The organism is Aeromonas sp. FDAARGOS 1410 (assembly GCF_019048745.1).
GTDB classification, from domain to species: domain Bacteria; phylum Pseudomonadota; class Gammaproteobacteria; order Enterobacterales; family Aeromonadaceae; genus Aeromonas; species Aeromonas jandaei.
On the sequence record NZ_CP077401.1, the window covers coordinates 4,051,689 to 4,070,236 of the forward strand.

Consider the following 18,548-nt stretch of genomic DNA (forward strand, 5'->3'; position numbering starts at 1 on the left):
TCGCCATGACCAGAGATGAGATCTTCAACGAAATTCGCCGCGCCCTGGTCGAGCTGTTCGAAATCGACCCCGAAGACGTCACCATGGATGCCAAGCTCTATCAACAGCTTGAACTCGACAGCATCGATGCCATCGATCTGGTGGTGCACCTGCAAAAACTGACCGGCAAGAAGATCAAGCCGGAAGAGTTCAAGTCGGTACGCACCGTCGCCGACGTGGTCGACGCCGTCGAACGCCTGCTCGCCGAGTAATGCGTCGCATCAACCTGCTGGCGGGCGCCTTGCTGCTGCTCTATCCCCTGCTGGTCTATCTTGGCCTGTCCCACGGGGAGAGAAGCCTGCTGGCTCTGCTGCTGTTGCCGCTGTTTGCCATTCGCCTGTTTGCCGGCGCAGCCCTGCCGGGCGCGTGGCGCTGGGCAACCCGCTGGCTAGGGGCCATTGGCCTGTTGCTGATCGGCCTCAACCTCTGGTTTCGCGAGCACGACTGGCTGCTGTACTACCCCATTGCCGTCAATGCGACCCTGCTGGGAGTGTTTGGCTGGAGCCTCACTCAACCTATGACGCTGGTTGAGCGGCTGGCCCGCCTCACCACGCCGGATCTGCCGGAGCGGGGAGTCCGCTACACCCGCAAGGTGACCCGGGTGTGGTGCCTCTTTTTTATCGGCAACGGCCTCTTTTCTGGCTGGACTGTCTGGCACGGCGATCTGGCGCTCTGGAGCCTCTACAACGGCCTTGTCAGCTATCTGCTGATGGGCGTGCTGATGGGCGGTGAATGGCTGGTGCGCCAGCGCGTGATGAAACGGGATAGCGCATGACCCTGCTCGATGAACTGCTGCAGGCAGATGGCAACCGCGTCGTCACCTTCGATGGCCAGCGAGCGTGGACGCTGGCACAACTTCGCCAGAGCGCCGGGCTGCTCGCCCGCCAGCTCAGCGCACTGCCTGCGCAGCGCTGGGCCATCTGCACCGGCGACAGCTACCACTTTTGTCAGGCGCTGATCGCCTGCGCCATGGCTGGGCGAGCCGTAGTGCTGCCCGGCCACCAGCGCCTCGCCGGCTTGCAGGAGCTGCTGGATCAAGATGCCTTCGATGGGCTGCTTTGCGATGAACCACTGCCCCTCCCCTGCACCGTGCTGCGCATCGATGCCGTTACAGCCTGCGAGCCATTGCCAGCCACGGAAGCGATAGCAACGCTGGCCCCCGAGATCACCCTCTACACCTCGGGTTCTACCGGCCAGCCCAAGGGGATCACCAAACCCTGGGCGCTGCTTGAGGCAGAGGTACGTACCCAGATCGCCCTGTGGCATCAGCACCTTGAGGGTGCGCGGCTCTTCTCCAGCGTCAGCCATCAGCACATCTACGGCCTGCTCTTTCGCATCCTGCTGCCACTGGCGCTCGGCATACCGTTTGCCCGCAGCCAGACCGACTATCCGGAGCAACTGGCCAGCCAGAAAGAGCCATGGGTACTGGTCAGCTCGCCCGCCTTCCTGTCGCGGCTCGATCCCGCCCTTGCGGGAAGCGGCTGCCGGTTGATCTTCTCCTCCGGCGGCCCGCTCGCCTATGAAGATGCGCGCCAGTGCGCGGCGCGGCTCGGCCCCTTGCCGGTGGAGATCTACGGCAGCAGCGAGACTGGCGGCATCGGCTGGCGCCAGAGCGCTGCGCCCGATATCCCCTGGACCCCTTTTGCCGGCGTCTCCGTCAGCTGTGACGAAGAGCAGACTCTGCTGTTGCGTTCACCCTTTATGGATGAGCCTGAGCCCTGGGTCGGCAGTGATCGCATCGCTCTGTGTGATGATGGCGACAACGGCGCAGCAGGCCGCTTTCACCTGCTTGGCAGGCGCGATCGCATCGTCAAGCTCGAGGAGAAACGCATCTCGCTCGACGATGTCGAGCTGCGCATCAAGGCGCTGGAGGGGGTTCTCGATGCCGCCGTCTTGCCCCTTGAGCAGGGCGGACGCCAGGTGCTCGGTGCCGCACTGGTGCTCAGCCAGCAGGGGATGCAGAACTTCACCCGCCTTGGCCACGGTGCCTTCTTGCAACAGCTGCGCCGCCAGCTGCGCCCCTGGCTCGAGCCGGTGGCGCTGCCGCGCAGCATCAGACTTTTTCCGGCGCTGCCCCTGACCGGCGCGGGCAAACGCGACGGTGTGGCGCTGCGTCAGGCGTTTGACCAGACGCCACTGCAACAACCCGGAGTACCCACCTGATGGATAGTTCACTGCTGCCCGCCCTGCTGGCACGTCAGGCAACCTCCGATAGCGTGCAGTTGCTGCTGCACCTGAGTGCCGACCTGCCCTGGTTTGCAGGCCATTTTCCCGGGGCGCCCCTGCTGCCCGGGGTCACCCAGCTGCAACTGGCCATTCACTTCGCCCGCGCAGAGAAGCTGCTCACCGGCGAGTTTCAGGGGATGGACCAGCTCAAGTTCCAACGCCCGCTGCGCCCGGATGATCACTGCTGGCTGATCTTGCGCGCTCATGGCGACGGCCAGCTGCGCTTTGAATATCGTCTCGGCAGCGCAGAGGATGTCGATACACTGCCGCTCGCCAGCAGCGGACGGGTCAAGCTATCGTGACGCCCTGCATCATCATCCCCTGCTATAACCACGCAGCCCCTCTCGCGGCGGTGCTGCGTGAACTCGCGCAGCTCAACCTCCCCTGCCTGCTGGTCGATGATGGCAGCGAGCCGGCCGCTGCCGCCCTGCTCGATCAGCTGGCAGCCGAACACGCCGGCTGGGTCACGTTGCTTCGCCATCCGCACAACCGGGGCAAGGGTGGCGCAGTCAAGACGGCGCTGCTGGCAGCCAGAGCGCGCGGCTTCAGCCACGCCCTGCAGGTCGATGCGGATGGCCAGCACGATCTCTCCCGCCTGCCAGAGCTGCTGGCCGAATCAGAGCGCTTCCCGCAGGCGCTCATCTCCGGCGCCCCCGAATACGATGAATCTGTGCCCAAGGGGCGCCTCTACGGCCGCTACCTGACTCACGTCTGGGTCTGGATCGAGACACTCTCCTTCGAGATCAAGGACAGCATGTGCGGCCTTCGCGTCTATCCGGTCGAGGCGAGCTGCGCGCTGCTTGAGCAGTGCCCTCTCGGCGAACGGATGGATTTCGACATCGAAATCATGGTGCGCCTGCACTGGCGCGGTGTGGCGGTGCGCTTTGTTCCGGTCAAGGTGCACTACCCCGAGAACGGCCTCTCCCATTTCAACCCGCTGCACGACAACCTGCGCATCTCCTGGATGCACACCCGTCTGGTGCTGACCCTGCTGCGCGATGGTGCAGCCAGCCTGTTGCGCGCCCCCGGCCAACTGTTGATGCGCGGACGGGAACACTGGTCACGCACCCCGGAGCGCGGCACCCTGCTCGGCATCCGTACCATGCTCTGGAGCTACCGGCTGCTTGGCCGTCCGGGCTTCAAGGCCCTGCTGCTGCCGGTCATCAGCTACTTCTGGCTGACCGGTCGCAGCCAGCGCGAGGCCTCCCGCGACTATCTGACCCGCCTCACCGCCCGCGCCGCCGAGCTCAACCAGCCGCTGCCCGAACCGGTGGGGAGCTTGCGCCACTTCCTGCGCTTTGGCGAGGCGGCGCTCGACAAACTGGCCGCCTGGCGCGGCGACATCGGCCTCGACGACATCGAACTGGTGAACCCGCACCATTACGAGGCGGCTCGCGGCAAGGGAGCCCTCATCATCGGCTCCCATCTGGGCAATCTGGAGCTGTGCCGCGCCCTTGGCAGCAAGGCGCAAGGGGTACGCATCACGGCGCTGGTTTTTACCCGCCACGCCGCCCGCTTCAACACCCTGCTGCAGGAGGTGAACCCCGACTCCGGCCTCAATCTGGTGCAGGTGCAGGAGCTGGGGGCAGATACCGCCATCATGCTCAAATCGCGCATCGAGGAAGGGGAGTGGGTGGTGATCGTCGGCGATCGCACCTCGGTGACCAAAGAGAAACGGGTAGTCTGGGCCGATTTTCTCGGTGCCAAGGCCCCCTTCCCGCTCGGCCCGTTTGCGCTGTCGGCCATCCTCGGCTGCCCCACCTACCTGATGTTCGGGCTGCGGGAGCAGGGGCGCTTTCGGGTGCACTTCGAGCCGTTCGCCGACGGCTCGCCCCTGCCGCGGGCCGGGCGCCAGCAGCAACTCGAGGCCCGGGTACAGCACTACGCCAACCGGCTGGAACACCACTGCCTGCGTGCGCCGCTGGAGTGGTTCAACTTTTTCGACTTTTGGCATCTGACCGATGAGCAGGACTGATCAAGGCATGCACGAGATCCATTTCGGGGCCCGCCCCCTCACCATCGAAGAGGTCGTCGCGCTGGCCGAGCGTCGCGCCACGCCACACCTCAACCCGGCCCCCGAGTTCCGGGCCCGTATCCAACGCGGCGCCGACTATCTTGACCGGCTGCTCGCCGAGGAAGGGGTGATCTACGGGGTCACCACGGGCTATGGCGACTCGGTCACCCGGGCAGTGCCGCTCGATCTGGTCGATACCCTGCCCCTGCATCTGACCCGCTTTCACGGCTGCGGTATGGGCGAGAACCTGAGTCTGGCCGCGACCCGCGCCGTGCTGGCTACCCGCCTCAACTCGCTGGCACAGGGGGTCTCCGGCGTCAGCCTGCCCCTGCTCGAGCGGCTTACCTGGCTACTGGAGCAAGACCTGTTGCCGCGCATTCCCGAAGAGGGTTCGGTCGGTGCCAGCGGCGATCTCACTCCGCTCTCCTACGTGGCGGCAGCGCTGATCGGCGAGCGAGAACTCTACCGCAACGGGGAGCTGACCAGCGCGGCCGAGCTCTATCGCGAGCTCGGCATCACACCGCTCCAGCTGCGTCCGAAAGAGGGACTGGCACTGATGAACGGCACCTCGGTGATGACGGCGCTCGCCTGCCTCGCCTATGCCCGCTGTGAATACCTGATGCGGCTCTGCACCCGAATCACCGCGCTGGTGAGCGTGGCGATGGAGGGCAACGCCTTCCACTTTGACGAGCGCCTGTTTGCCGCCAAGCCCCACCCGGGCCAGCAGCAGATCGCCGCCTGGCTGCGCGCCGATCTGCAGAGCGGCGAGCTGCCGCACCACAGCAACCGGCTGCAGGATCGCTACTCCCTGCGCTGCGCGCCCCACGTCATCGGCGTGGTGGCCGACAGCCTGCCCTGGTGGCGCACGCTTATCGAAAACGAGCTCAACAGCGCCAACGACAACCCCCTCATCGACGGTGACGGGGAGCATGTGATGCACGGCGGTCACTTCTACGGCGGCCATATCGCCATGGCGATGGACAGCATGAAGGTGGCGGTGGCCAATCTGGCCGATCTGCTCGACCGTCAGCTGGCCCAGCTGGTCGACAGCAAGTTCAATCAGGGGCTGCCGAGCAACCTCTCCGGCGCAAGCGACGAGCGCCGCTTTATCAACCACGGCTTCAAGGCGGTGCAAATTGGCGCCTCGGCCTGGACGGCGGAAGCGCTCAAGCACACCATGCCCGCCAGCGTCTTTTCGCGCTCGACCGAGTGCCACAATCAGGACAAGGTGAGCATGGGCACCATCGCCGCCCGCGATGCGCTGCGGGTGCTGACCCTGACCGAACAGGTGGCCAGCGCCAGCCTGCTGGCGGCGGTGCAGGGAGTCGAGCTGCGCCTTGCCCTGCAGTGCAATGACCAGACCACCCTCAGTCCGGCGCTCGCTGCCACTGTCGAGGCGGTACGCCGCGATCACCCCTTCCTCTGCGAAGACCGCCCGCTGGAGGCCGAGCTGCGCGCCATGATGGCCCGCCTGCAGGCACGTCACTACCCGATTTATGACGAGGTGTCCCATGTCTGAGCCCTGGCAGCTGAGTGCCGAGGTCGATGTCACCGTCCCCTTCCACGACGTCGACATGATGGCCGTTGCCTGGCACGGCCACTACCTGCGCTACATCGAGCTGGCCCGCTGTGCCCTGCTCGATCGCATCGACTACAACTACCCGCAGATGGAGGCCTCCGGCTATCTGTGGCCGGTCATCGATGTGCGGATGAAGTACATAGCCCCGCTGCGCTTTGGCCAGACGGTGCGGGTGCGCGCCACCCTGGTCGAGTACCAGCATCGCCTCAAGATCGATTACCTTCTCTATGACCCGCAGAGTGGCAAACGCACCAGCAAGGGGTACACGGTGCAGGTGGCGGTCAGCAAGCAGAGCGGCGAGATGTGCCTCGCCTCACCGCAGGTGCTGCTCGACAAGCTGGGGATGAGCGAATGATGGCCCGTCTCACCCTGCTGCTGGCTCTGCTCTCCTGGCCAACGCTGGGAATCACGCTGGCCGATGTGCAGCAACAGCTCACGGCGGCCGATGCCCGCAGCGCCCGTTTCGAGCAGGAGCGCCAGATAAGCGGCCTCACTCAGGCGCTGCGCTCCAGCGGTGAGCTGCTGCTGGTGAAGGGCAAGGGGCTCTGGTGGCAGCAGCAGAAACCCTTTCCCCTGACGCTGACCCTCACCCCGACGCGCATGGTGCAGCAGCTGCCCGGTCAACCGGCCCAGACCCTCGACAGCCCGCAGCTGCTGGAGTTCAGCAACCTGATGCTGGCCCTGTTCGACCCGAGCGAAGCGGCGCTGGATAACTACTTTCGCCACAAACTCGCCAGCGAGGGGGAAGAGTGGACCCTGACCCTCGAGCCCATCCGCTCGCCCCTCGACAAGGTCTTCGCCAGTCTGGTGCTCAAGGGGCGTCACGAGCTCGCCTCGCTCGCCATCCATGACAAACAGGGGGATGTCACCCTGATCCGCTTTGTTGACTGGCAGCTTAAAAACCTGCCCCTGAGTGCCGAGGAGCAATCCCGTTTTGATGCTCACTGAGAAACAGTGGCGCCTGCTGGGGCGATTGTGGCTGCTGCTCTGCGTGGCGGTCTGCCTTGCCCTGGCGCTGGCCCTGCCCCGCGCCCGCTTCAATACCAGCGTGATGGATCTGCTGCCCAAGGAGGAGCACCAGCAGTGGCATCCGGAAATCCGGGCCGGACTGCTCGCCAACCTCGACCGGCAGCTAGTGTGGCTGGTGAGCCTGCCCGCCGGCGAAAATGGTGAAGCTGCCGCGACCGCATGGAGCAAGCAGCTGGCCGCCATCGACTCACTGGAACATCTGAAGGCGGCCCAGCCGTCTCTCGCCGGCGCCTGGCAGAGCTACATGCGACAGATGGCGTGGCAACACCTCACGCCGAGCGCGCGGGCACGGCTGGCCAGTGGCCCCGAGGGGTGGAGCCAGTGGGTGCTGGGGCAGATCTACTCCCCCTTCGGCGGCGTCTCGCGCGCCGAGTGGCAGGCCGATCCCCTGCTGCTGACCCGCGCTGCGGTGCTGGAGCAGAAGAGTCCGATGCAGCTGGACGAAAAAGGCTGGCTCAGCAGCACCGGGCCGGATGGCCGCCGCTGGTATATGGTACGGGCCGAACTCAACCTCTCCGCTTTCGACATGGCGCGCAACCGCCAGCTGCTCACCGAGCTGGCAGCCGCCGAGCAGCAGTTGCGCCAGCACTATCCGGGCGTCGAACTGCTGCGCCGCGGCACCCTCTTCTACAGCCAGCACGCCAGTTCGCTCGCCGAGCAGGATATCTCGACCATCGGGCTGGGCTCTCTTATCGGGGTCATTGTGCTCATCTGGCTGGCATTTCGCTCGGTGCGCGCCCTGCTGCTCTCCCTGCTGCCGCTGACGATGGGGATGCTGTGGGGGCTAGGCGCCGTACTGCTGGTGTTTGGCGAGATCCACGTCTTCACCCTGGTGATCAGCTCAAGCCTCATCGGCATCTCCATCGACTATGCCATCCACTTCCTGAGCGAGCGGCGCCTGCATGGTCACGAGACACCGGCGCAGACCCGCGCCCACCTGCTGCCGGGGCTGAGTCTGGCACTGCTCACCACCCTGATCGGCTATGCCCTGCTCTGGCTCGCCCCCTTCCCGGGGCTGCAACAGCTCGCCATCTGCGCGCTGGCAGGCTTGCTGGCCGCCTTCCTGACCGTGCTGCTGCTCTTCCCCTACTGGCTGGGCGACCTGCCGCAGGGGGCTTTGCCCATCCGCCACTGGCAGGTGCGCTGGATTGAGGCCTGGCAGCGCCCGGGCGGCCTGCGCCGCTGGCTGCCGCTACTGGTGCTGGTGATCAGCGCCATCGGCATCAGCCGCCTCGTGGTGGATGACGATATCCAGAAGCTGCAACCCCTGCCCCACGAGCTGCAGGCGCAGGAGCGCCAGATCCAGCAACTGACCGGCCAGCAGGGAGGCATGACCGGCTATCTGGTGGTAGGCCGCGATGGCGAGCAGGCCCTCACCCGTCTAGAGAGGCTGGCTGACCAGCTTGAGCTGGCCCGCCAGCACAAGGTGCTCGACCAGTTTGTCGCCATCAGCCAGTGGATCCCCTCGAGGGCTCGTCAGCAGGCAGATCATCAGGCCATCATGGCGCTGCAACCGGGCGTCATTTCCGCCCTCAAGGCAGCCGGTGTGCCGGTGGAGGCCAGCGCTCGTCCCCTGGATCTGCTGACCCCCGAGGCGTGGCTAACCAGCCCGGTCAGCGAAGGGAGCCGCCTGCTCTGGTACGCCCTGCCCGATGGCCGGGTCGGCATCTGGGTGCCGCTGGCCGGCATTCACGATGCCGCCGCGCTGGCCCGTCTGGCTGACGAGCATGACGGGGTGATCTGGCAGGATCAGCGCAGCCAGTGGAGCCAGCTCTTTGCCGATTACCGCCTCAAGCTCGCCGAGCTGCTGCTGGTCGCAGTGGTGCTGGTGATGGGGCTGCTCTGGCATCGCATCGGCTGGCGCCTGACCCTGCGCATCCTGCTGGTCAACGGGCTGGCCATCGCCATGGGGCTGGCGCTGCTTGGCTTCAGTGGCCAGCCGCTCACCCTCTTTGGCGTGCTGGCGCTGAGCCTTATCTTCGGCATCGGCATCGATTACGGGCTCTTCTTCGCCCACTGCGGCAGCGAGCCTGCCCGCCAGCAATCGACCCTGCTCGCCATCCTGCTGGCCCACCTCACTACCCTGCTGGCCTTCGGCCTGCTGGCGCTCAGCAACACCCCGGCCATCGCCGGTTTCGGAATTGTGCTGAGCGGCGGGATCTTCACCGCGTTTCTGTTATCCCCCATGGTGCTGGCCCCGCGGCCAGCTGCGGAGTCATGATGAGATACTGGTACTTGCTGCTGGTGCTGCTGAGCGGTTGCAGCAGCCAGCAGGGGATAGAGGCGTTTATCGCCCCGGGCGTTCCCCTCTCGCTGCCGGCGCCCCAGCGCGCCGAACCGCTAAACCGCCAACAACTGCTGATCGCCAGCGTCAAGGGTAAGCAGTATCAGCTGCTCACCGCACTGGAGGCCGGCCAGCAGGGCATCACCCTGGTCGGGCTGATGCCGACCGGTGCGCGCCTGTTCAAGGTGCAGTACGACCAGAGCGGCATTCACAGCGAGCGGCTGCTCCCCCTGCCCGGTAACGCCCTGCCCCCGCCGGCTCAGGTACTGGCCGACGTGATGCTCTGCTACTGGCCGCTGGCCGAGTGGCAATCCCGTCTGCCGGCGGGCTGGCAGCTGGTCGATGAGGGGGATGTTCGCCGCCTCACCGACCCTGCCGGCGTACTGGTCACCGAAATCCGCTATCAGCACTGGCAAGGCCAGCGCGAGCCGGTCAGCCTGACCCAGCACCGCTTTGGCTACCGCCTGCAACTGGAGAATCTGGCGCAATGACCCTCTACATTCACGCCTACAGCCTCATCAACGCCCTCGGCCGTGGCAAGGATGAGGTGAGTGCCGCCCTCGAGGCGTGGCGCATCCGTGGCGCCAGCCCGCTCGATGGCGAACACTGGACGCTGGTCGATGGCCGCACCTCGCCGGTGGGTCGGGTGCGCCATCCGTTGCCAGCGGTGACGATCACCACTTACGACTCGCGCAACAACCGGTTGCTGCTCGCGGCGCTGGCCGATATCGAAGACGAAGTGAACGCCGCTATCGCCCGCGTCGGATCGCAGCGGGTGGCGCTGGTGCTCGGCACCAGCACCTCCGGCATCGGCGAGGCCGAGGCCGCCGTTGCGGCGAGCGAGCGTGGCGAGGCGCTGCCACCGCAGTTTGACTACGTACAGCAGGAGCTCGGCTCACCCTCGCTGTTTCTCGCCGCTCACCTTGGTCTTGAGGGGCCGGCGATGACCATTTCGACCGCCTGTTCCTCGAGCGCTCGCGCCTTCATTACCGCCCGCCGCCTGCTGGCCAGCGGTCAGGCCGATGTGGCGCTGGTCGGTGGGGCCGACTCCCTGTGCGGCCTCACCCTCAACGGCTTTGACAGTCTGGAGTCCTTGAGCGAACAGCGCTGCCAGCCGTTTGCCGCCGGGCGCGATGGCATCAACATCGGCGAAGGGGCGGCCCTGTTTCTGGTGAGCCTGGAGCCCGCTCCGCTAGCCCTGCTGGGGGATGGAGAGTCATCGGATGCCTGGCATATCTCGGCGCCGCACCCGCAAGGGGAAGGTGCCGAGCGGGCGATGCGGATGGCGCTGACCCGCGCCGGCCTTGAGGCTGAACGGATCGGTTACGTCAATGCCCACGGCACCGCCACCCGCCTCAACGACGAGATGGAGAGCCGCGCGCTGGCGCGCCTCTTCCCGAACAAGGTACCGGTCAGCTCGACCAAGGTGCTGACCGGCCACACCCTCGGGGCTGCCGGTGCGACCGAAGCGGCGCTCTGCTGCCTGCTGATCGAGCGGGGCCTGCCGCTGCCACCGCAGGGTGAAACGGCCGATCCGGCGCTAGCCCCCATCTCTCTTGTGCAGAAGCAGGGGCCGGTCGATATCATCATGTCCAACTCGTTTGCCTTTGGTGGCAACAACGTCAGCCTGATTTTTGGCAAAGAGGCATCATGACTTTTCCTCCCATAGAACAACTGCTTCCCCATCGCGCGCCAATGCTGCTGCTCGAGCGCGTCACAGCGCACGACGAGCAGAGTGTCTGCTGCGAAACGGTGGTGGGAGCACGGCAGGGGCTGCTGCTCGATGACAACGGCGATCTGCCCGGCTGGTGCGGTATCGAACTGATGGCGCAAACCATCGCCGCCTGGGCAGGTATGCAGGCACACAGCCACCATGAGCCGGTGCGGATCGGCATGCTGCTCGGCACCCGCAAATACCAGAGCGAGCTGCCCGTCTTTGCCTCCGGCAGCCTGCTGCGCATCGAGGCCCACTGCCTGCTGCAGGATGGCGGGATGGCCAGCTTTGAATGCAGCATCTGGCTTGGGGATCGCGAGTGCGCCAGAGCCCGCCTGAGCACCTATCAGCCCACCGAGGCACAACTGACAGATTTACTGGAGCAGAAACAATGAATTCGACCGTACTGGTTAGCGGCGCCAGCAAGGGAATTGGCCGCGCCATCGCCCTCAAGCTTGCGGCCGACGGTTTCACCGTAGTCGTCCACTACCACAGCGACCTGCAGGGGGCGCAGGCGACCCTCGACGAGATCACCGCCCTAGGCGGCAACGGGCGCCTCATCCAGTTTGATATCGGCGATCGCGAGCTGTGCCGCGCACGCCTTGAAGCCGACATCGAGCAGCACGGCGCTTACTACGGCGTAGTCTGCAATGCCGGCATCGTGCGTGACGGCGCCTTCCCGGCACTCACCGACGACGAGTGGGATGATGTCATCCACACCAACCTCGACGGTTTCTACAACCTGCTCAAACCCTGCATCATGCCGATGATCGGACTGCGCCGCGGCGGGCGCATCGTCACCCTCTCCTCGGTCTCCGGCATCATGGGTAACCGCGGTCAGGTCAACTACAGCGCCTCCAAGGCCGGCCTTATCGGTGCCACCAAAGCGCTGGCGCTGGAGCTCGCCAAACGGCGGATCACGGTCAACTGCGTGGCCCCCGGCCTTATCGACACCGGCATGGTCAGCCCGGAAGTGGAGGGAGAAGCGCTCAAGATGATCCCTCTCAAACGCATGGGACAGGCAGAGGAGGTAGCCGGTCTGGTCTCCTACCTGATGTCCGATATCGCCGGCTATGTCACCCGGCAAGTAATTTCCATCAACGGAGGCCTGATATGAATCGACGGGTCGTAGTCACCGGCATGGCCGGTGTGACCGCCTTTGGCAACGACTGGGCCAGCGTCAAACCGCGCCTGCAGGCAGGGCGCAACGCCGTGGTCACCATGCACGAGTGGGGGGTCTATGACGGGCTCAACACCCGGCTAGCCGCACCGATCAGCGACTTTGCCCTGCCGGCCCACTATCCGCGCAAGAAGATCCGCGCCATGGGGCGAGTCTCCGAGATGTCGACCGTGGCCTCCGAGCTCGCGCTGGAGCAGGCGAAGTTGCTGAACGAAGCTGTGCTGAGCGATGGCCGCACCGGTATCGCCTATGGCTCCTCCACCGGCAGCACGGCACCCATCAGCGCCTTTGGCGCCATGCTCAACGACAAGACCACCGCCAACATCACCGCCACCACCTATGTGCAGATGATGCCGCACACGACAGCGGTCAACACCGGCCTCTTCTTCGGCCTGCGAGGCCGGGTCATCCCGACATCCAGCGCCTGCACCTCCGGCAGCCAGGGGATCGGCTACGCCTACGAGGCGATCCGCCACGGCTACCAGACCGTGATGGTGGCTGGTGGCGCGGAGGAGCTCTGCCCCTCCGAGGCGGTGGTGTTCGATACCCTGTTTGCCACCAGTCAGCTCAACGACACCCCCGAGCTCACCCCGCGCCCGTTTGACCGGGATCGCGACGGACTGGTGATCGGCGAAGGGGCTGCCACTCTGGTGCTCGAAGAGCTGGACCACGCCCTCGCCCGCGGTGCCCACATCATCGCCGAGCTGGTCGGCTTTGCCACCAACTGCGATGCGGCCCATGTCACCCAGCCCCAGAGCCAGACCATGCAGCTCTGCATGCAGATGGCGCTGGATCAGGCCGGGCTGCGCCCCGAGCAGATTGGCTATATCAGTGCTCACGGCACCGCCACCGAGCGGGGCGATATCGCCGAGAGCCAGGCGACCGCCGCCATCTTCGGTGACCAGACCCCCATCTCCTCGCTCAAGAGCTACTTCGGCCATACCCTCGGTGCCTGTGGCGCCATCGAAGCCTGGCTGTCGCTTGAGATGCTGCACGATGGCTGGTTTGCTCCGACCCTCAATCTGGCCAACCCGGATCCTGCCTGCGAGCCCCTCGACCACATCACGGGTCAGGGACGCCAGCTGGAGATCGAGTATCTGATGTCCAACAACTTCGCCTTCGGCGGCATCAACACCTCACTCATCTTCCGCCGCTGGCACGATGAAACAAAATAAGTGACATCACAGCAAGCAACGAAAAAGGGGCCGATATGGCCCCTTGTTTTATCCGCAATCCGGCGTCTCTATCCGCCTCAGCGATCCCGGTTCAGGGCGATGAGTTTGTCGAGCACCACCTCACCATCAGCCCGCAAGCCGTTGTGCTCATACTCGTTGGTGATCCAGGCGCGGCTGCTACCCAGACCCCGCAGGGTCTCGCGACTGTAGTCAAACTCCACGTACATATCCTCGGCATAGACGGCGCAGGCCACCGGCACCTTGTTGCGGGCCAGCTGGGCCGGGTCATAGAGCGGCCCCCAATCCGCCTTGTTGGCCAAAAGATGGGCAGCCTCTTTCAGGGGCAGCAACTCGCGGAACTGCTCGAACATCCAGGGGAAGATCATCTCGCCAGTGAAGGCAAAATCCTTGCCGGGTGCCCAGTTCAGTTCGGGAAGTTCCTCTCTGACCCGGGCGGCGGCCCAGCGAGTCGCCTCTCCTTCGGCATAGATGGCCTCGTGCAGGATGGCGAACAGCGGATTGGTATTGAATGGCTGCATGCTCTGCACCTGATAGAGAAATGCCGGGCTCAGCTTGTCGCCGATAAAGGCCTCTTCCAGCAGATAGTAAAGCTCCTCGAAAGCTCCCGTGGCACCCAAATCCAGCCCCTGCTGCTGGAACTGCTCCACCGTCAGGCGCTGACCATTGGGCAGCCGCACATCGTGCTGGTGCAGATGGTTGGCCAGCCGGTTGGCGATGGGCTGGGCATGGGGGAAGCGGGCAAAGAAGGCGCGATTCTTGTCGGCCACCCGCTGGTAGGTGGCGCGGTAGACCTCCTCTGCGCTACGGCCAATCGGCGCGATGCCACCGGTGATATAGACCTCCCGCAGGCTGTCGGGGAAAAGCGAGAGGTAGGTCAGGCAGCAGAAGCCGCCAAAGCTCTGACCCAGCAGGCTCCAGCGATGGTTGGGGCTCAGCTCCAGCCGGATAAACTCGGCGTCCCGCACTATGTTGTCGGCGCGAAAATGGCTGAGATAGTGAGCCTGCTCGGCCGGGGTCATTTTGGCCAGTCTATGACTGTGGATGGGGCTCGACATGCCGGTGCCCCGCTGATCGAGCAGTACCACCCGAAACTCCTCAAGCGCCCGCTTGATCCAACCACTGTTGGCGCTTGGGCGCGGCGCCCCGAAACCGGGGCCCCCCTGCAAAAAGAGCAGCCAGGGGAGCTTGTCATCGAGCCGATCCTTGCGGCACAAAGTGCGGGCAAAGAGAGTCAGGCTCTCGCCATCGGGATCGTCGTGATCGAGTGGAACGGTAAAAAAGTGCGGCTCGCAGTGGATGCCGTCCAGTACGTAGTGCAGTGGGCTGCTCATCTTGACTCTCTCCATGTCGAGGTCGGAATAGGCTCAGCCCCATCTTAGCCCTGCTCGCCAGCCGGGTCATGCCGCTTTTTGCGAATGTGGAGGCTGGTTCAAAGGGTGCAAAAAAGTGGATTGAATCGCGTTGTCAGGGAGGAGATTGCTTGCTGAATTATTCTCCTGGCCGGGAGATTGACGCCATGCACTCATTCAACAAAGATGGCGAACCTGCAGAGGAGTGCAGGGATTCAGGCCGTCAAAATGGATAAGGGAACGTGATGAAACCGAAGTGGATCAGGGCCGGAAAAAGAGAGAAAAAACCATGCCCCGGCAGCATGTTGCAGACCGGCATGTTGCTGTTCAGTGCCACCTGTGGCGCGACACTCTTTTTAGCCGCGTGCAACGGCAACTAAAAATGAAAAAGCCCGCTCGATTGAGCGGGCTTTTCGAATTTGGCTCCTCCTACTGGACTTGAACCAGTGACATACGGATTAACAGTCCGCCGTTCTACCGACTGAACTAAGGAGGAATTGTGGTGCCCAGAGACGGAATCGAACCGCCGACACGGGGATTTTCAATCCCCTGCTCTACCGACTGAGCTATCTGGGCAACGGCGCGCATTAAACCCTTTCCAGCGCACGGTGTCAACCACGCTGGCACGATAAAAAGTTCGTTCGCTCAACAACTGAACGTAACGGGTGGTTATTGGCCGTTTCGGGGCAAAAACCTAGCTCGCCACCCCACTCTCCTGTGCCATTCATCACCAAACAGCGGGAAATCAGCGCTTCTGCAGGTTTGCCGCATTGAGCCGGATGCGCTGTGCGAGTATGCTTTGCCGCAACGATACCGCCTGGAGGCAACATGAGTCTGAATATGCAAGAGTGGCGTGAAGAGACCACAGAGATCGTCAACGAGCTGCTGGCCGACGGCAGCAACCCTGACGCGGATTACGACATTGAACACCACTTCGCCTGCCAGGATTTCGACCGTCTGGAAAAAGCAGCGGTTGACCTGTTCAAGGCCGGTTTCGAAGTGACCGATGCCGAAGAGATGGAACTGGATGACGGCGCCACCATCTTCTGCTTCGATGCCACCATCGAGTGCAAACTGAATGTCGAAGCCATCGTGGCCGATATCGCCAAGATGCTGCCCATCCTCGAAAAATACGGGGTGGACTACGATGGCTGGGGCACCTACTTCCAGGATTGATCCTGCCCCCATCGCCAAACAACAAGGCCACCGCGAGGTGGCCTTGTTGTTTCTGGCACAAAGTCAGCCCAGATAGCTGGCGGCGAACTCCTGCGGCGGCAGCGGCCGGCTGAACAGGTAGCCCTGCAGACGATCGCAACCGGCATCGGTCAGCCACTGCTGCTGCTCCGGCGTCTCCACCCCCTCGGCCGTGATGCGGATCCCCAGTTCATGGCCCAGCCCGATCACGGAACGCACGATAGCGGTCGTCGCCGTGTTGCTGGCAAGCCCCTGGGTAAAACTGCGATCCAGCTTGAGGGTCGCGACCTTGAGCCGCGGCAGATAGGCCAACGAGCAGTAGCCGGTGCCAAAATCATCGATGGCCAGCTGGAAGCCGGCAGCGATCAGGTTGTCGAGGTTGGTCTCTATCTGGTCGGCATTCTCCATCAGGACCCCTTCGGTGATCTCCAGCTCCAGCTGACTGGCCTTGAGCCCATGGCGGACGATACAACCCTGTACCAGCTCGCACAGGGCCGGATCACGAAATTGCAGCGGTGAGAGGTTGATGGAGAGCATCATCTCCGGGCAAGCCGCCTGCCACTGCGCCAGCTGGGCACAGCCCTGCTCCAGCATCAGCTGACCAAGCTGGCCGATCACCCCCATCTCTTCTGCCAGCGGGATGAACTCGTCGGGGGAGATCATCCCCAGCTCTGGATGAGGCCAGCGACAGAGCAGCTCGGCGCCATGCAACCGAAGCGTTCTGCTGCAGATGATGGGTTGATAGACCGCAACCAGCTGAGCCGACTTGATGGCCAGTGGCAACTGGGCCGCAATGAGCTGACGCCGTTTGAGCTTGGCATGGAGCTCAGGATCGAACAGGGTGGTGTAGTGCTGCTGCCGTTTGCCCTGCGCCAATGCCGCCTCCGCATGGCTGAGCAGCCGTTCGGCATCATTGGCCTTGCCCTGAGCCAGCCCGAGGAAAACCGGGATCTGGATGCGGTGCTCTTCCACCTGATAGTGCTCCATCAGCTGCTGCTGCAACTGCTGGCTCCACCCTTGCAACGGCTCGTTGAGCTCGGGCAGCAGCAGGCTGAAGTCATCAGCCGCCACCCGGCACAGCAGCGAGCGCGGCGGCGCCAGCTGCTGCAGCCGCTTGGCTACCTGACTGAGCAGGCGATCGGCAATCCGAATCCCGAAGCGATCGTTGATCTCGCGAAAATGGTGCAGGTCGACCAGCACCAGCGTGGCATTGCGGCCACCGAGATGGCGGCTGGTCTGTAAAAAGCGGGAGAGCTTGAGCAAGCCGGTAAGGCTGTCGTAGTGCTGCTCCTGCTGCAGCTGGGCCTGAGTGGTACGCAGCCCCGTGATATCGCGACCCAGCGTCAGCACACCGAGGGAGTGGCCATCACCATCGGACACATCCACCCGGGTGATCTCCATATGCCGCCCCTTGCCACTGGCGTCCAGCAGGCAACACTCTCCCTGATCCATCCCTTGCGGCGCAGAGAGTCGATAGGGGATCTGGTGGCCCAGCACCTCCTCAGCTCGCTGCCCGATAAAGTCGAGAAACGCCTGATTGCACTCCAGCAGCACGCCGTTATGGTCATCGAAGCGGATAATATCGGGGATCGCATCCAGCAAAAACCGCTGCAATACCTGCTGGTTCTTGACCGTCTGCTCGAGGTTTTTTCGTTGCGCAATCTCGTTGACCACGCCAAACACGGCATAAGGCTCGCCCTGCTGGTCATAGAGCGGCACCTTGTGGATCTCCATCCAGCTGGTGTTGCCGCCGCTGTTGCAGTGGAGCTGCTGGTAAAGCAGCGGCTCCCCCTTCGCCAGCAGTTGCCTGTCCTCCTCGCCAAAGATGTCTCCCCACGGCATCTGCGCATTCGTCTTGCCGACCACCTCGGCAGGCGAGATATAGCCTGCCTCGCTGGCAAACATGCGGTTGGCAAAGAGGTAGCGCCCATGCTTATCCCGACAGAAGATACTCATTGGCAGATGGTCGATGATCTGCTGCAGCAGATCCGGGGTGAGCATGTTGTTCACAGGGGCGCTTATGGAGGAATTTCGAGCAAATCTATGATAGCAAACCGATTTTGTAAAGCGACCTGACTGGCACAATAACACGCTCGATGCAGGATGCTTGCTGACAGAGATTGTCGCTCCGGAGATAATAGGCGCCGGTTGGCCAATGGCCGGATGAAATGGACGAGAGAAAGAAGATGAAAAAGATTATGGGAGGCGCTCTGGCGCTGCTGCTGGTCGGTTGTGCCGGTGACAACAATGGTGGTGAAGAGTACCGCTACAACCCGCCGATTGCCAAGGCGACCAACAATACCCAGGAGATGGCGATCCCGGTTGACCTGGTATGGGCCCGTGCCGAGAAGTGGTTCACCGATCACGGCCTCAACATCGAAAACAGTCAGCGCGGTTCCGGCCTGATGACCGCCAACGTCGAGCACTCTGCCGACGGTCTGGAGTGGCTGGATTGCGGTACTATGGGCTCCAAAGTAGCACTGGGTAACCCCAACCTGCAGATCAACCTGATCATCACCCAGAGCGGCAACAGCAGCGTGGCGACCGTCAACGTCAAGGGCAACACCGAGCTGTTCTTCGTTGAGTCCTCAGGCGAGCGCGTACCGGCCCCCTCCATCAAGCCGGTCTGTGTCTCCCGCGGCACCCTGGAGCAAAGCCTGTTCGCCACCCTCGGCAACTGATTTTTCTTCACTTCAAAATAAAAAAGCGGCAGATTTCTCTGCCGCTTTTTATTGCGTAGCCGT

At 63.8% G+C, this 18,548-nt stretch carries 19 protein-coding genes and 2 tRNA genes; 17 read left to right on the forward strand and 4 right to left on the reverse strand.

Annotation, left to right across the window (positions count from 1 at the left end; genetic code table 11):
* Positions 1 to 5: 5 nt before the first annotated feature.
* From I6L40_RS18855 to I6L40_RS18920, 14 genes are read left to right on the forward strand one after another with little or no spacing between them, the layout of a single operon-like run.
* A complete protein-coding gene (locus I6L40_RS18855) occupies positions 6 to 251 on the forward strand; it encodes an acyl carrier protein (protein WP_033114589.1) in 246 nt (81 codons plus the stop codon).
* Positions 251 to 814, forward strand: a complete 564-nt coding sequence (locus I6L40_RS18860; protein ID WP_208737773.1) for a hypothetical protein — start codon at positions 251 to 253, stop codon at positions 812 to 814. Before I6L40_RS18855 ends, I6L40_RS18860 begins: the two co-directional genes overlap by 1 nt.
* Positions 811 to 2,202 carry an AMP-binding protein gene (locus I6L40_RS18865; RefSeq protein WP_216994704.1) on the forward strand — a complete coding sequence of 464 codons (1,392 nt, stop codon included), beginning with the start codon at positions 811 to 813 and terminating at the stop codon, positions 2,200 to 2,202. The genes I6L40_RS18860 and I6L40_RS18865 overlap by 4 nt, the downstream gene beginning before the upstream one ends.
* Complete coding sequence (locus tag I6L40_RS18870; protein WP_104016679.1) at positions 2,202 to 2,567, forward strand: hydroxymyristoyl-ACP dehydratase; 366 nt, start codon at positions 2,202 to 2,204, stop codon at positions 2,565 to 2,567. Before I6L40_RS18865 ends, I6L40_RS18870 begins: the two co-directional genes overlap by 1 nt.
* A complete protein-coding gene (locus tag I6L40_RS18875; RefSeq protein WP_216994705.1) occupies positions 2,564 to 4,240 on the forward strand; it encodes a glycosyltransferase in 1,677 nt (558 codons plus the stop codon). The genes I6L40_RS18870 and I6L40_RS18875 overlap by 4 nt, the downstream gene beginning before the upstream one ends.
* Positions 4,227 to 5,798 carry a histidine ammonia-lyase gene (gene hutH, locus I6L40_RS18880; protein WP_071914670.1) on the forward strand — a complete coding sequence of 524 codons (1,572 nt, stop codon included), beginning with the start codon at positions 4,227 to 4,229 and terminating at the stop codon, positions 5,796 to 5,798. The genes I6L40_RS18875 and hutH overlap by 14 nt, the downstream gene beginning before the upstream one ends.
* Complete coding sequence (locus tag I6L40_RS18885) at positions 5,776 to 6,213, forward strand: thioesterase family protein (protein WP_071914672.1); 438 nt, start codon at positions 5,776 to 5,778, stop codon at positions 6,211 to 6,213. The genes hutH and I6L40_RS18885 overlap by 23 nt, the downstream gene beginning before the upstream one ends.
* Positions 6,213 to 6,806 (forward strand): outer membrane lipoprotein carrier protein LolA, encoded by a 594-nt coding sequence (locus I6L40_RS18890; RefSeq protein WP_071914674.1) that lies wholly within the window; start codon positions 6,213 to 6,215, stop codon positions 6,804 to 6,806. Before I6L40_RS18885 ends, I6L40_RS18890 begins: the two co-directional genes overlap by 1 nt.
* On the forward strand, positions 6,796 to 9,108 hold the full coding sequence (locus I6L40_RS18895) for an MMPL family transporter (RefSeq protein ID WP_071914676.1): 2,313 nt from the start codon (positions 6,796 to 6,798) through the stop codon (positions 9,106 to 9,108). Before I6L40_RS18890 ends, I6L40_RS18895 begins: the two co-directional genes overlap by 11 nt.
* Positions 9,108 to 9,662 (forward strand): DUF3261 domain-containing protein, encoded by a 555-nt coding sequence (locus I6L40_RS18900; protein ID WP_143241855.1) that lies wholly within the window; start codon positions 9,108 to 9,110, stop codon positions 9,660 to 9,662. The genes I6L40_RS18895 and I6L40_RS18900 overlap by 1 nt, the downstream gene beginning before the upstream one ends.
* The gene (locus I6L40_RS18905) at positions 9,659 to 10,825 is read left to right on the forward strand and encodes a beta-ketoacyl-[acyl-carrier-protein] synthase family protein (RefSeq protein ID WP_071914680.1); all 1,167 of its coding nucleotides are present in this window, start codon (positions 9,659 to 9,661) and stop codon (positions 10,823 to 10,825) included. Before I6L40_RS18900 ends, I6L40_RS18905 begins: the two co-directional genes overlap by 4 nt.
* Positions 10,822 to 11,280, forward strand: a complete 459-nt coding sequence (locus I6L40_RS18910; RefSeq protein WP_071914682.1) for a hotdog family protein — start codon at positions 10,822 to 10,824, stop codon at positions 11,278 to 11,280. The genes I6L40_RS18905 and I6L40_RS18910 overlap by 4 nt, the downstream gene beginning before the upstream one ends.
* Complete coding sequence (locus tag I6L40_RS18915; RefSeq protein ID WP_071914684.1) at positions 11,277 to 12,002, forward strand: 3-ketoacyl-ACP reductase FabG2; 726 nt, start codon at positions 11,277 to 11,279, stop codon at positions 12,000 to 12,002. The genes I6L40_RS18910 and I6L40_RS18915 overlap by 4 nt, the downstream gene beginning before the upstream one ends.
* Complete coding sequence (locus I6L40_RS18920) at positions 11,999 to 13,240, forward strand: beta-ketoacyl-ACP synthase (protein ID WP_071914686.1); 1,242 nt, start codon at positions 11,999 to 12,001, stop codon at positions 13,238 to 13,240. Before I6L40_RS18915 ends, I6L40_RS18920 begins: the two co-directional genes overlap by 4 nt.
* A 77-nt stretch (positions 13,241 to 13,317) precedes the next feature.
* On the opposite strand, the gene I6L40_RS18925 is transcribed toward I6L40_RS18920, so the two are convergent.
* Positions 13,318 to 14,592, reverse strand: coding sequence for an alpha/beta fold hydrolase (locus I6L40_RS18925; protein ID WP_216994706.1), 1,275 nt, complete (start codon positions 14,590 to 14,592; stop codon positions 13,318 to 13,320).
* Between the two features lie 263 nt (positions 14,593 to 14,855).
* On the opposite strand from I6L40_RS18925, the gene I6L40_RS21130 reads away from it, so the two are divergent.
* Positions 14,856 to 14,990 (forward strand): hypothetical protein, encoded by a 135-nt coding sequence (locus I6L40_RS21130; RefSeq protein WP_255939454.1) that lies wholly within the window; start codon positions 14,856 to 14,858, stop codon positions 14,988 to 14,990.
* A gap of 40 nt (positions 14,991 to 15,030) precedes the next feature.
* Here the strand turns inward: I6L40_RS21130 and I6L40_RS18930 are convergent.
* Together I6L40_RS18930 and I6L40_RS18935 are read right to left on the reverse strand one after the other, a co-directional pair.
* Positions 15,031 to 15,106 (reverse strand) — tRNA-Asn (locus I6L40_RS18930).
* Between the two features lie 4 nt (positions 15,107 to 15,110).
* Positions 15,111 to 15,186: transfer RNA gene (locus tag I6L40_RS18935), tRNA-Phe, on the reverse strand.
* A gap of 264 nt (positions 15,187 to 15,450) precedes the next feature.
* On the opposite strand from I6L40_RS18935, the gene rraB reads away from it, so the two are divergent.
* Positions 15,451 to 15,786, forward strand: a complete 336-nt coding sequence (gene rraB / locus I6L40_RS18940) for a ribonuclease E inhibitor RraB (RefSeq protein WP_033114697.1) — start codon at positions 15,451 to 15,453, stop codon at positions 15,784 to 15,786.
* A 63-nt stretch (positions 15,787 to 15,849) separates the two neighbouring features.
* Here rraB and I6L40_RS18945 read toward each other — a convergent pair whose 3' ends face one another.
* The gene (locus I6L40_RS18945; protein WP_216994707.1) at positions 15,850 to 17,814 is read right to left on the reverse strand and encodes an EAL domain-containing protein; all 1,965 of its coding nucleotides are present in this window, start codon (positions 17,812 to 17,814) and stop codon (positions 15,850 to 15,852) included.
* A 176-nt stretch (positions 17,815 to 17,990) separates the two neighbouring features.
* On the opposite strand from I6L40_RS18945, the gene I6L40_RS18950 reads away from it, so the two are divergent.
* Complete coding sequence (locus I6L40_RS18950; protein WP_033114575.1) at positions 17,991 to 18,485, forward strand: hypothetical protein; 495 nt, start codon at positions 17,991 to 17,993, stop codon at positions 18,483 to 18,485.
* Positions 18,486 to 18,548: the final 63 nt, after the last annotated feature.

Bases quoted from the DNA above. Each gene is read 5' to 3' on its own strand.
- I6L40_RS18890 (WP_071914674.1), top strand. From the start codon at position 6,213: ATGGCCCGTCTCACCCTGCTGCTGGCTCTGCTCTCCTGGCCAACGCTG.
- I6L40_RS18950 (WP_033114575.1), top strand. From the start codon at position 17,991: ATGAAAAAGATTATGGGAGGCGCTCTGGCGCTGCTGCTGGTCGGTTGT.
- I6L40_RS18885 (WP_071914672.1), top strand. From the start codon at position 5,776: ATGACGAGGTGTCCCATGTCTGAGCCCTGGCAGCTGAGTGCCGAGGTC.
- I6L40_RS21130 (WP_255939454.1), top strand. From the start codon at position 14,856: ATGAAACCGAAGTGGATCAGGGCCGGAAAAAGAGAGAAAAAACCATGC.
- I6L40_RS18865 (WP_216994704.1), top strand. From the start codon at position 811: ATGACCCTGCTCGATGAACTGCTGCAGGCAGATGGCAACCGCGTCGTC.
- I6L40_RS18900 (WP_143241855.1), top strand. From the start codon at position 9,108: ATGAGATACTGGTACTTGCTGCTGGTGCTGCTGAGCGGTTGCAGCAGC.
- I6L40_RS18905 (WP_071914680.1), top strand. From the start codon at position 9,659: ATGACCCTCTACATTCACGCCTACAGCCTCATCAACGCCCTCGGCCGT.
- I6L40_RS18895 (WP_071914676.1), top strand. From the start codon at position 6,796: ATGCTCACTGAGAAACAGTGGCGCCTGCTGGGGCGATTGTGGCTGCTG.
- I6L40_RS18915 (WP_071914684.1), top strand. From the start codon at position 11,277: ATGAATTCGACCGTACTGGTTAGCGGCGCCAGCAAGGGAATTGGCCGC.
- I6L40_RS18920 (WP_071914686.1), top strand. From the start codon at position 11,999: ATGAATCGACGGGTCGTAGTCACCGGCATGGCCGGTGTGACCGCCTTT.
- I6L40_RS18925 (WP_216994706.1), bottom strand. From the start codon at position 14,592: ATGAGCAGCCCACTGCACTACGTACTGGACGGCATCCACTGCGAGCCG.
- rraB (WP_033114697.1), top strand. From the start codon at position 15,451: ATGCAAGAGTGGCGTGAAGAGACCACAGAGATCGTCAACGAGCTGCTG.
- I6L40_RS18870 (WP_104016679.1), top strand. From the start codon at position 2,202: ATGGATAGTTCACTGCTGCCCGCCCTGCTGGCACGTCAGGCAACCTCC.
- I6L40_RS18910 (WP_071914682.1), top strand. From the start codon at position 10,822: ATGACTTTTCCTCCCATAGAACAACTGCTTCCCCATCGCGCGCCAATG.
- I6L40_RS18860 (WP_208737773.1), top strand. From the start codon at position 251: ATGCGTCGCATCAACCTGCTGGCGGGCGCCTTGCTGCTGCTCTATCCC.
- I6L40_RS18855 (WP_033114589.1), top strand. From the start codon at position 6: ATGACCAGAGATGAGATCTTCAACGAAATTCGCCGCGCCCTGGTCGAG.
- hutH (WP_071914670.1), top strand. From the start codon at position 4,227: ATGAGCAGGACTGATCAAGGCATGCACGAGATCCATTTCGGGGCCCGC.